General features: G+C 32.8%; 9 protein-coding genes. 2 read left to right on the top strand and 7 right to left on the bottom strand.

Going from position 1 to position 12975, the window contains the following annotated elements; genetic code table 11:
• Positions 1–93: 93 nt before the first annotated feature.
• The 4 genes from DT250_RS05350 to DT250_RS05335 form a co-directional block, all read right to left on the bottom strand.
• A complete protein-coding gene (locus DT250_RS05350) occupies positions 94–2415 on the bottom strand; it encodes a glycosyltransferase (RefSeq protein ID WP_179952836.1) in 2322 nt (773 codons plus the stop codon).
• Between the two features lie 52 nt (positions 2416–2467).
• Positions 2468–3985 (bottom strand): glycosyltransferase family 2 protein, encoded by a 1518-nt coding sequence (locus DT250_RS05345; protein ID WP_149212740.1) that lies wholly within the window; start codon positions 3983–3985, stop codon positions 2468–2470.
• Between the two features lie 223 nt (positions 3986–4208).
• Positions 4209–5231, bottom strand: a complete 1023-nt coding sequence (locus tag DT250_RS05340) for a hypothetical protein (RefSeq protein ID WP_088063826.1) — start codon at positions 5229–5231, stop codon at positions 4209–4211.
• Positions 5232–5527: 296 nt separating this feature from the next.
• The gene (locus tag DT250_RS05335) at positions 5528–6745 is read right to left on the bottom strand and encodes an aspartate aminotransferase family protein (RefSeq protein ID WP_097908312.1); all 1218 of its coding nucleotides are present in this window, start codon (positions 6743–6745) and stop codon (positions 5528–5530) included.
• A 271-nt stretch (positions 6746–7016) separates the two neighbouring features.
• Here DT250_RS05335 and DT250_RS05330 point away from each other — a divergent pair, with 271 nt between their 5' ends.
• A complete protein-coding gene (locus DT250_RS05330; RefSeq protein WP_149212739.1) occupies positions 7017–8396 on the top strand; it encodes a catalase in 1380 nt (459 codons plus the stop codon).
• Between the two features lie 125 nt (positions 8397–8521).
• Here DT250_RS05330 and DT250_RS05325 read toward each other — a convergent pair whose 3' ends face one another.
• The 3 genes from DT250_RS05325 to DT250_RS05315 all read right to left on the bottom strand — a co-directional run bounded on the left by DT250_RS05325 (position 8522) and on the right by DT250_RS05315 (position 12086).
• A complete protein-coding gene (locus DT250_RS05325; RefSeq protein WP_088609183.1) occupies positions 8522–9049 on the bottom strand; it encodes a hypothetical protein in 528 nt (175 codons plus the stop codon).
• A 112-nt stretch (positions 9050–9161) separates the two neighbouring features.
• Positions 9162–10916 (bottom strand): adenine deaminase C-terminal domain-containing protein, encoded by a 1755-nt coding sequence (locus DT250_RS05320; RefSeq protein ID WP_149212738.1) that lies wholly within the window; start codon positions 10914–10916, stop codon positions 9162–9164.
• Positions 10917–11207: 291 nt separating this feature from the next.
• Entirely contained in the window at positions 11208–12086 is an 879-nt protein-coding gene (locus tag DT250_RS05315; RefSeq protein WP_088609185.1) for a LysR family transcriptional regulator, read from the bottom strand.
• A gap of 124 nt (positions 12087–12210) precedes the next feature.
• Here DT250_RS05315 and DT250_RS05310 point away from each other — a divergent pair, with 124 nt between their 5' ends.
• Positions 12211–12786 (top strand): sugar O-acetyltransferase, encoded by a 576-nt coding sequence (locus DT250_RS05310; protein ID WP_149212737.1) that lies wholly within the window; start codon positions 12211–12213, stop codon positions 12784–12786.
• Positions 12787–12975: the final 189 nt, after the last annotated feature.

Raw genomic sequence — 12975 nt, 5'->3', positions numbered from 1 at the left:
ATGGTCACTTTTTTAAATTTTGTTTTCATTCCAATACTCAACTTATACTCTATCCGTTGCTATTCTACGCTTATTAGTAAAGTATCTTCCAAATTAAAATAAATCTTTAAAATCCCTATTCTTTAGTAAATATGAAAGCCCTTCTACATGATCACCGGTAATTCTCAATACAGCTGGTGGATGTCCTACTGTTGCAAAGTGCTCATTTGGACGAATACGATTTGGTTTCATTACATCTACAAAATGGACACATTCAACTTTATATCCTTCTAATATTGCCTTTACTTGCGCAACACACGCTGTATGAAGAGTATCCCAGCCAATTCCCTCTAAACATTTTCGACTAATAGCGTGGGGAACAGCAATTGTGGATCCCACACCTAAATCTTTACGATTACAAGCAATATTCAACATATATTTATATAAACTTACAATATATAGAGGAAATCTAAGATTTAAATTTAAATCATTTAAAACCATATCAACACCATCCGCAACAGCCTGCGTTAACGGATGAAGATCTTTTGCTGGAATAGCAAAATCAGCATCAATAAAGAGAAGTATATCCCCTGTGGCTTCTTGTGCACCAATTGCCCGTCCTACATCATGCCCTAATGCTTCTTGATAAACAATTACGGTTGCTCCTAATTGTTTTGCAATTACTTCTGTCCGATCTGTTGACCCATTAATGACAACAATTATTTCTTTCGGTTCAACTTTTCTTGCCTCAAGAATAACTTCTTTAATCGTCGCTTCTTCATTTTGTGCTGGTATAATAATTGATAACTGTTTCCCATTATAAATCGATGAATTCATACCCCATCCTTTATGAAAACTTGAATAATTCTTTTGTTTTTTTAGTTGCTCTATAATTTCTCTTTTTCTTCCTCCATCTGTATAGTTACCTCTATCATCTTTTCGCTGTAACCAACTTTCCAAAGCTTTTATGTTTTCTTTAATCTCACATACTTCTAATTTAGTTAATTCATTTTTATAGAAAGAGGTTTTGTTTGCGGCTATATTATTCAAAGAGGTGGTAGTGATAGCTGACGAGGATTGTAGTCGCCACCCTTTCTCAATAAGAGTTATTTGCGCTAGAACGGGATTTTGCAAGGTGTTATATCCAATGTCTTCAATTGCTTTTTTTATAATGGCATATGGCATAGATAACATCGAATCATATTTTAAATCCATACGCCCCAATACATCATTTACTATTTTTCTATACACCATAGCAATGCTTGGCCATTCTACTCTCATCTTTTCAAAACATACAGAGTCTATGTTATTCAAGATTACATCCTGTTCCTTTTTTAGTAGTGGTTCTATAAATCGTTCTAATTCTACCGAAAAAATAACATCTTCTCCATTTAAAAATAAAATTACATCTCCATTAGCGATTTTCGCCCCATAAACTGGTGCTTTCCATTTATTTTTCTCTTCAATAACAACAACGTTACTCTCAACAAATGTAGGTATGGATTGTATCGCACTCATTCTATCATCAGCTACAATGATAATTTCTAATGGTTTTATATGGTGCACTTTGTTTAAAATTTGATTCAATTTTGATTTTTCTTCTCCTAAAACTATAACGACTGACAGTGCCACTTCTTTTTGTTCTTTTTTTACAGTCTGATTAGGCTTTACTTTTTTTATATATTCAATTGTTTCACTCTTACCTACCGCTGCATGCCCTGCTTTTTTATCGAAATATAAGTCTATTACAATTTGATTTACTTCTGTATCTTTATCCAGTTGTTCTAATTCAGAAATGAATGGTATTAAATGATTTTGCACATCAAATTCACACGCGAAATTTTGCAAAAAATAAATATTCGGTACATATTTAATGTGATTAAAAAATTTCACAACATTAATTCTTTCGCCAAATTTCTCCTCAACTTCTTCTCTTGATAAACCTGGATAAGACAAATCAAAAACTAGATTTATTGGTACAGGTATCCATTTTAATAAATTTGTTTGAGGATTATTAATTAAAACTGTGGAGCCCTTAACGAATCCAGCTAAAATTAAAGACATAAACCCTCCCCCGGAACTGCCATAAAACAACACATTTTTCGAATCAATTTTTAACTTTGTAAATAATATTTCTAAAATATTTGCTATATCTTGTAAGTAAAATCTATCTAACTCCCCTTGTCCCCAACCTAAAGATAATTTTCCAAGATATAATGTAGGATCATTATAATATATAACAGTATCTTCAAACTCTTCCATCCAAGAATGTCTATGAAAAATAGGTGGACCGATTGGCTGTTCTTGAAATCCACCTGCTCCGGATCCAAAAACAATAGTGTTAGAAGCACCCGGCTTAATACGAATTAAAAATTCATACGTTACTTTACCCCAATCAACCTTGAGTATAAATGGTTCTGTAGTTTGAAAATCCATTTGCCATAATTCTTCATATGAAATGTTAATTTTTTTGTACTGGTCTAACAGTTTAATCACCCTTTCCATCTATTTCAAGGTGTTCTATTAAGTAAGAGAGAGCTTCAACGTGATCACCAATTATTCTTAATACCGCTGGAGGATGTCCATTATGACTTACATTCTCCATTAAACGAATTCTATTCGGTTTTACAACATCAACGTAATGTACACATTCTACTCTATACCCTTGTAATATAGCTTTTACTTGTGCAAGACTAGGGCATAGTAAACTTTCCCAGCCTATTGCATCTAAACATGATCTACTCATAGCATGTGGAATTGCTACTAATGAGCCATTACTTAATTCTGGACGATTATATGCTAAATTAAGCATATACTTTACGACGTCTACAACATAAAACGGAGGATGTAACATCGGATTCAAATCATTTAATGCTATGTCTACACCAGCTGAAACTGCTTTTGTAAAGTGATGCAAATTACTTCCTGAAACACTAAAATCACCATCAATAAATAAAAGAATATCTCCTGTAGCTTCAAGCGCTCCAATAGCACGTCCAACATTATGACCAAGTCGTTCGTTATATTCAATAATAGTAGCACCAAGTCTTTTAGCAATATTGGCCGTTTGATCTGTCGAACCATTTACAACGACAATTATTTCTAGCGGTTCTATTTTTCTTGCCTCAAGCATTACTTGTTCTATAGTCTCTTCTTCATTTTGCACTGGTATAATGACAGATAGTTGTTTCCCGTCATAAATTGAAGAATGCATTCCCCAACCTCGATGATACGAAGGATACTGCTTGCTTTCACCTAATCTTTGAATAATATCTCTTCTTTTTCCTGCATCAGTAAACCCTACTCTTTTTCCCTTTTTCTCTATCCATTTAGAAATACCGATTAAATATTTTCCCACTTTCTCCCTTTCATTTTCTGACAATTCTTTTTTAACTAAATAACCTTCCTCTTCTAACGTTTCATCTCTAGATAACGTTTTTATTGCATATTGATCGTTAATCCGCCAGCCTTGATTAACTATGTTCATATGAGCTAGAACGATATCTTTTATATAATCAAAGCCGATATTTACCACTACTTCTTTCGTAAGTGCATATGGTAATGAAAGTATTGAATTGCTTTTTAAATCTGGTCGACTTAAAATTTCATTTAACATTTTTCTCCAAACAATATCCGTATTTGGACATTTACCAACTTCTATAAATTTATCTATTTTGTTTAATACTACATCAGCCTGATTTGTAACAACTGGCTCAATAAAATTCTTCATTTCATTTGAAGATAATAAAAAATTACTATCTACAAATAACAATACCTCTCCTTTAGCTGCCTTTACAGAAGCTTCATACCCATCATAATACGTACTATATTTATCCATCAAAACAATATGGCATTTATGTTTCTTTGCTATTTCATACAAATTACTTCTATCGTTAGGAACGAAAATTATAATTTCAAGAGGATTTAGCTTCCATATAGATTGAATTGACTCTTCTAATATTTGTGCTCTTTCACTATACAAAATAATAACCGTTAACGATTTCATTACACGCCCCCTTTACACATCATGTGACATAAAATATTAAGTATTACCATTTCCTATGAATTTGCTACTTTATTAACATATTCAAAAGTGAATTATACTGTGTAAAAACAACCGTCTATTTTTGAAAATATAAGTTCTGCACTTACCTCCTTCCTCTTATCATTGTTTGTTACAACTCTCACCATTTAAAAACAAAAAAAGTCCTAATTTCTTTAGGACTCTATTAAACAAATTTATCAATATTATTAATTTTATATACTACCTTTTTCCATGTTATACCGCGATCTGTTGTAGTAAATATTTCTTTTTTATTACACGCCCAACCTTTACGCCGATTAAAAAAATGCAAACAAAATACATTTTTTAACAATGGATTACTTGATACTTTTATCCATTTTGATCCTTTTTTTATTATTTGATATACACTTCCATTTTCACTATTTATAACCCAGCCATAATAGGAACTAAAAAAAGAAACAGCCACTTTACTAGTATTTATTGTTTTATTTGAAATATGCCACGAATTCCCCTTATCAAATGAGTAATTCATTAAAAATTTATCATCATTCATTTTAGTTGGTATTACTAATAGGTTATTTTTGTAGATTGCTTTATAAGCCATAGCAGTCCCAGTATTAATTCCTTCAAGACTTGGAATATCTTTTATAGCTTGCCAACTTTCCCCACCATTTATTGTTTTAAATACCGTTGATGTTTCATAATGTTTTTGTAATGAAATAAATCCGACTAAATCGTTTATAAATGTTATCCCTGAAATACTATCACTAATACTTATATTTTTTATTACTTTCCAAGCTTTCCCTTTCGTTTTCAAATAGTATAAATTATGTTCAAATTTATTTGATGCAAGCTTTCTAGATAATACAATCCATATACTATCCATATTCGTAGCATGCAATTGCACTTGAACATCAGTCGATTTCTCCCAATCTTCTTCAACCGGTAAAATAAACTCACTCCATCTTTCCCCTCTATTAACTGTATAAAATATAGCTGGCAATAGATCGTCATTCGTTTTTGTTAAACCATATGCCCAAGAGCTTCGAGCGTTTATTGGATATGCAAATAATACAATTGAATTTAGAGGATTAACAACATCCCATTCTACTCCTCCGTTTCGAGTATATAAGATGGCTTGCTTTTTATTTGCATATTGAATACCAGCCCAACCATATTTATCCGTTCTCATTTGTAAAGAAGTAAATTGAATATCATTATTTTCCAATATATCACCTCATTCTTATTATTTATATATTCGTATGCTATTATTTTCAAAACGTTCTATCACTCGTTGTTAGTACCACTCGTTTTATCTACTATCTTTATATTTACTTTCTCTTTTCTTCAACAGTAAAATATCATTCAATCATGTATCAAATATAATGAAATCCCTTCTATTTTTTTCGTTATCATTTACCAACAACTGTATTTTACAAAATTCAACTATAAAAAATGCACCCCAATTGTAAAACTATTTTTAACAATTAGAGTGCACTTTATATAAAATTTAGCTTTTAACTTTTAAGCACTTACTACAGCAGCAACTTTATCCATACAAGAAATAAATTGAGTAATAAATGCATCAATTTCTTCTTTTTTAATTATATATGGAGGAAGTAAACGGATGATGTTCCCTTGTGTAACATCAACTAACATCCCTTTCTCCATTAGCTCTACCTGTAATTTCTTTACATTTCCATTCGTATCATTCAAACTAATTCCAAACATCATACCAGCATGGCGTACTTCCTGAATATAATAAGAATTTTCTTTCTGAATTTCTTGCAATTTATCATTTAGATAGTGTGACGTTTCATACGCTTCTTGCATTAAACCATCGTCAATCAATGTGTTTAATACCGTTAACCCTAAAGCGGTTCCCATTGAAGAATGAGCAAACGTTGTGCCGTGATCTCCTGGTGCAAATACATCACATAACTTTTCACCTACAATGATTCCACCTAGCGGTATCCCGCCTCCTGCTCCCTTACCAATTTGAATAATATCCGGAGTAATATTGAAATTTTGATAAGCAAATAGTTTACCAGTTCTCCCCATACCACTTTGAACTTCATCAACGATAAGAATAACATTATATTTATCACATAAGTTTTGAACACCATGTAAATATTCACTTGATAAAGGGTATATCCCCCCGCTGCCTAATACAGGCTCTAGCATAATCGCAATTGGATTTTCTTTAACGATTGTTTCTTCTAATTGCTCTATATTCTCACGCTCTACTTCATATACCGGAATCGATGTTTTAGGGAAATTTTGATATACACTTTCTTGTCTCGTAAAATGAAGTGCTCCTAACGTACGCCCATGGAAACTATTCTTCAGCACTACGATTCCTTCACGTTCCTCTCCCGTATTAGCTCTATATTTATCAATTAATTTTAATGTCGTTTCTGTCGCTTCCGTACCAGAGTTTGTAAAAAAGACCTTTCCGTTTTTTAAAGAGCAGTCAACTAATTTCTTTGCATACTCAATCGCAACTGGATTTAAAAAATGAAATGGAAGATGCAACGATTTCGTAACTTGTTCCATTGTCATTTGCACGATTTTCGGGTGATTGTATCCTAATACATTCACTCCGACACCAGAAAATAAATCTACATATTCTTTACCATCCACATCATATAGTTTGCAACCTTCTCCTCTTTCTATCGCAACCTTCGTACGACAATACGTAGACATCATATATTCTTTATCTAATTGAAACCAATCCGACATTTTAAATTCCTCCTAGTTATTTTCCCTGTTTATTTATGTTCATTCTCTATAAAATCATGTATAAATTCATTTTTTAGATTGAAATTTTCATAGTAATTTTCTTCCCGATATTCATTTTTCCATAATTTCTTCTATTTCAACAGGTCCACTACATGTGCATTTTTTTCATCTAGCGGTCTGTTACCATTTTGGACTTTGCGTGTCATACATAATCAAGGCTATGAAATCATATTTAGTAACAATGGACAAAAAAGATTTGGAGGCTATATAGATGGATGAAAACTATGATAAACAGGGGCAATCTTTACTAGGGAATGACTTTAATGAAAATAGAGAACGTAATGAACAAGCTATACTTCACTCACAAACAGTTGGTTCACGTGGACCTGTTCTAAAGCAAGATAGTGTACTTCACGAGACGCTACAAGAATTTATTCACGAAAAAATTTTAGAAAGACCTGTTCATGTAAAAGGCTTTGGTGTGTTCGGTTATTTTCAAACGATCTATCCAATGTCTGAACATACTAAACTACGTTTTTTACAAAATTCTAATGCGAGAGTTCCTGTTATGGTGCGATTTTCATTAGCCGTTAGTACGAAAGGAACACCTGACACTTCTAGAAATGTACGCGGTTTTTCTACAAAGTTTTATACAGAAGAAGGCATTTTCGATCTTTTATGTAATCACATCCCTGTCTTTTCCGTTCGTGATCCGATGCGTTTCCCTGAAACGATTCAAGCGTTGTTACCTTCACCTATAAATAACTTAATAGACCCTAATAGATTTTGGAGCTTTGTCGCTAGAGCGCCTGAATCCATTCATTTCGTTGTCCATTTATATTCTGATGCTGGTACGGCCAAAAGTCTTCGCCACATCCCAGGACATAGTGTTAATACATATGTATGGAGAAATGCAGAAGGTAATCGAAAGTATGTAAAGTATCATTGGTACCCCTTTGAAGGTGTACAATACATTACTAGTGAGGAAGCGAATAAACTGGCTGCTGAAAACTCTGATTATAGCGGGAAAGATTTATATGATGCAATTGCAAATGGTAAACCAGTAGAATACGGTTTATATGTCCAGCTCATGGATCCGAAAGATGAAGCACATCTTTCTTATGACCCTTTAGATGATACAAAAGTATGGGATGAAAAGAAGTATCCTCTTATACCAGTAGGCAAAATGGTATTAAATAAAAATCCTGAAAATTATATGGAGCAAGTAGAAAAAGTCGCCTTCTCCCCTTCTAATTTACTAGACGGTGCAGAACTATCAGATGATAAAATGCTGCAAGGGCGTGCTAACATTTACAGTGATTCTCAAAGAAGAAGAATTGGTTCCGAATTTCGCAAATTGGCGATTAACAAACAGCAAAATTGGACGCCTGCTAATCAAATAACGAGCGGTGACGGAAGATACGTTGAAGGTAAACTTGAAAGAACTTCTATTACGAAACAGGATGACTTTACGCAGCCTAGTGAATTTTATGCGAAGTTAAAACCGATAGAAAAAGAACATCTTGCTAAAAACTTAGCTAGTGATATGAAAGTTATTTCTGATGATATTCGAAAGGTTGTTTTGGGGTATTTTCATAAAGTGTCTGCTGATTTGGTAAAGAGGATTGAAAGTGCAATGCAAAAGCTTTAAGTATATAAAAAAACGTCATTTTAAAAATAAAAAATGACGTTTTTTTATGGTGAAATTATTAGTAATTTCTACCGCTTCATTTACAATTCTTAACGGAATTTTTCCCCTTCAAAATTTCCGTTATTTCATTTTACATTATGGTACTCATTTCTCTTTTTCAGATAATCTTTTTCACATTGTAACGGTTTGAATTTCACTTTTTTCCCTTTCTTCTTTTTCGTTTTTATAACGAGCCATTCCCCTTTTTCAACGTCTAGTTTAAGGCGTTTCATTACATTAATATTATCTTTTTCTTTATAAAGTAAAAATGCTTCTTGCGCCCTCACAAATAAGCTGGGCTGCTCGCTAAATCCACCACTATCATAAATTTTAGTTAGCGAATTATAATAAGAATCATTTTCCTTTCCACCATACATCAAATGGGCAGCCTCCAGATCTCTTTTACTTACTTCCCAAAAACTGTGTGCATCAATATTTAAATCAAACGTAGATTTAATGTCCCTCATAATGTTTTTCACATACTTCTCATCTCGAATTTTCCTTTTTTCAAGACAATCAGAAGATAACCTTGGTGCATCTGATTGGGAATGTACAACGTGTTGTATCGATACACACAAAATAAATACGCTTAAAATGTAAAATATTTTTTTCATATTTACATATCACCTCAAATGATTTATATACTATATCATTTGAGTCTTACAATATTCTTATGCTAACAATGTGAAAGGCCCTATAAATTGGACTTTTATAGAGCCTTTCACATTAACATTGCTTTATTAAATTTACCGGTGAAGCCATTACCTTACTATTTTTCACATCATATAGTCCTATAGGCGTTACCCGTATAAAAGGCAAGTGCGTCGCAGAAAAGAATAAAATGGTAAATGCCGGATCGTCATACCTGTAGCCACGCTCTTGCAATAATTTCACCAACTGTTTCTCTTCCTGTATTAATTCACTCATTTTTAAATTAGACATAATCCCGAGCAATGGTAATGCGATTTCGTGTAATACTTCATTCTTTTCAGCTATTACCATTCCCCCGCCAAGCTCTTTTACTCTATGAAAAGCTGTAAGCATATCTTCTTTATTCTTCCCAATAAGAATGATGTCGCCGGTACCAGAATAAGAGCTAGCAAGACCACCTAGTTCTTTCGCAAACCCCTTTACAACTGTATTCACTCGCCACGTACCGTCACGAGCAATCATCATAAGAAAACACTCATCATGATCTAGAGAAAGTTCATCACAGTTTAAATCAATTTCACTCGTGTATGGTTTAGTTATAACGTTATTCAATAAATGTATACCCATGTTATGAGAAAAAATCATATCCTCTTTTTCTATGGACCAGTTTAATAATAATGGAGTTACTTTGAATTTACTCCAGTCTATTTGTAATGATTCATTTTTGTTTATTCCGTCACGCTTCACCCATTTCCCTTTTGCAATTACGCTTATTGGAACCGGTTTTTCTTTACTTTCTAAAATATTAATATTAGCAATTCTACCTGTCGCAATTGAACCATGTAGATGTTCCATATTATAATAACGAGCGATATTATAACTTGCCATATGATAAGCATCTATTATTGGCACTCCTTGTTTTATCGCGGTAGCTATCATTACGTTTGTCATTCCATTTTCATAAAACGAAGGATGTGAGCCGTCTGTAGTAAGAATAAATCTATCAAACTGCTTTACTCCTAGTTCCAACAATTCTTTGAGTAACACTTCTAAATCTGGGCGTATTGAAGAATTTCTTAGGGAAACCGTGTAACCTTGCATAAGACGAGTGAAAGCTTCCTGTCCTGTCATCGCTTCATGATCACAATCTGTACCTAACAGTTTTAACTTCGCTAAAGTCGTTTCAGATGCTCCTGGAAAATGTCCTTCCACTTTTTTATGTAATCGTTTCGTTTCCTGCAACCAATGTAACATTTCATCATCGCCATGTAATAACTTTGGCCACGCTGTTAGCTCGCCACCTTGAAGAACTGCTTTATGCTTAAGCCACTCTATTATTTCTTCACGATTAAATAAAGATTCCCCGTTTTGCAATTCAGTTTGTCCATCAAAACGACACCACCAATACATACTTGCTGGAATCTTTTCAAATTCATCTAATAAACGAAATGCTTCTTCACGTTGTAATGTGAAAAATAAAGTTAAATTATCATTAATAAAAGTCGTCGTCCCAAACTGCATCGCATAATTTGCTAACGTTTCTGGATTATATAATTGATATGGATGTGCATGCGGTTCTATGTAACTTGGAACTATATACTTTCCATCACAATCAATGACTTCACATTTATGTAGTTGCGCTGGCAGTCTTTCTCCTACATAAATAATGCGATCATCATAGATCCAAATATTTGCTTGCATCCACTCGTGCATATAGGAATTTAAATAAGTTGCATTCTTAAATAAAATGTGCGGACTTCTTTTGCCATCTATTATTTCAACATGTTCTCTTAATTGCTTGTTACTCCACCTGAAATCCTTTTGTTCCACTGTATTCAACTCCAATGCTATATTAGTTAAGATGAAAAATAATTAATTAAATAAACTATTTTTCATACAAGCCCACTAAATACGTACCCCTATTATATTTAATAATCATAAAAATAACAATTTTCAGAATCAATATCGTTTTTATTGTTCACTACTTCTCCTTTTGAACATAAACATTTCTGTGCAGTTGTTTTACTGAAATCTTCGAAAGAATAACGACTATTTCGTAAAGTAAAAAACGTGTCACCTTAATACGATGGCACGTTTTTTACTTTGCATTTCAAATTATGATTAGTTCATACTATTTCGGAGCTGATTTATAAAGGCATGGGCTGCATTTGAAAAAACTTGATTCTTTTTCCAAATAATATTTAAGTTCGCTTCTAATTTAGGTTGTAATGGTTTAAAGCAAAGTTTACTATTTCCTGAAGTGTTAATTATCTTATCTATACATAATGCATATCCAATACCTTCTTCAACCATAAGTGCTGCATTATAAAGCAAATTATAGGTTGCGACAATGTTTAAATTATCTATACTTTGTCCAAACCATCCTGTTAATTCATTACTAACAGTAGATTGTCGTGAAATGAATAATGGTTTCTCTATTAAATCCACTGAGCTAATAACTTGTTTATCCGATAAAGGACTATCTTTACACATTAATACACCCCAAGTGTCTTTAGCTGGCAATTGTGCATATTCATATTTTTGTTTATCAGTTGGCTCTATAACGACACCAAAATCTAATAATCCACTATCTAATTTACTCTTAATGTCATCAGCATTTCCGCTGTACAAATGAAATCGAATATTTGGATAGTCTTTTATTAATACTTTTAATGTTTTCGCAATAAGATGCATCGCTTCAGTTTCACCGGCACCAATGTAAACTTCCCCGCTTATCATTTCTTTTGAATCTTTTAAGTTCGCTTCCGTTTTATCTGCTAAATCAACAATCTCCTTCGCCTTTTTAAATAAGTATTTCCCCTCTTCTGTTAATGATATTTTCCTATTTCCTCTTATAAATAAATTTATTCCTAATTCCATTTCTAAATCTTTCAGTTGCCTTGATAATGTTGGCTGTGACAAATGTAATTGTTTTGCAGCTGCTGAAATACTTTCTTCATTTGCTACAGCAATAAAATAGCGTAACACTCGAATTTCCACGATAGTCTCCTTTTACATATAGCTAATAAGCATATGAATGTATTTAATATAGGTATTTGATATTGGAATCGTATCATTTTATGATTGTATTGAAAAGATTAGCGTTTTAGAGGGGAGTATAACAATGGATATGAAAGATTTTATAAATTTTTGTAAGGCCGGCAAGCCTATTTCAGGCGAGGATAAAGAATTACATGATCTACTAGTTCAATGTAGCTATGAAGCCCAGAAGATAACAATGAAATTAAATACATCTTATCATTCTAAAGAAGAGATTGTAGCGATATTTAGTGAATTAACAGGTAACAACATGGATCCATCTTTTATGTGTTTTCCACCGTTTCATACAGACTTCGGTAAAAATATTACAATTGGAAAAAATGTATTTTTTAACACTGGATGTTCCTTTCAAGATAGAGGCGGAATTCATATAGGAGACAATTGTATGATCGGTATGAATGTTACAATTGCCACACTTAATCACGGGCTAACTTTAGAAACAAGAAATACGACATACGCTTCCCCTGTTACAATTGGTGAAAATGTATGGATTGGTTCTAGCGCAACAATACTTCCTGGTGTTACAATTGGGAACAATTCAATTGTTGCTGCAGGTTCAGTTATTACAAAAGATGTACCTGCAAACACCGTCGTTGCAGGGGTGCCGGCAAAAGGTGTGAAAGTCATTCATAGCAATTAAAAATATTCTAGATTTTTGAAATGCAAACAAGCTACTTTGATTGAAATTTGCTTTACTGCTTATATATTTATTTTATCGCTCTTGTTAAGAATTTTATTTCTCCTTGTGAGAAGAGAATGTACCTATATATTTTGCTATACCGCAATAAAAAGACTTATAGAATGATTCTATAAGTCTTTTACTATATGG

Origin of the sequence: Bacillus sp. AR2-1 (genome assembly GCF_008368755.1) — a bacterium.
In the GTDB taxonomy this organism is placed as follows: domain Bacteria; phylum Bacillota; class Bacilli; order Bacillales; family Bacillaceae_G; genus Bacillus_A; species Bacillus_A wiedmannii.
This window is presented reverse-complemented; position numbering and strand designations above follow the sequence as displayed.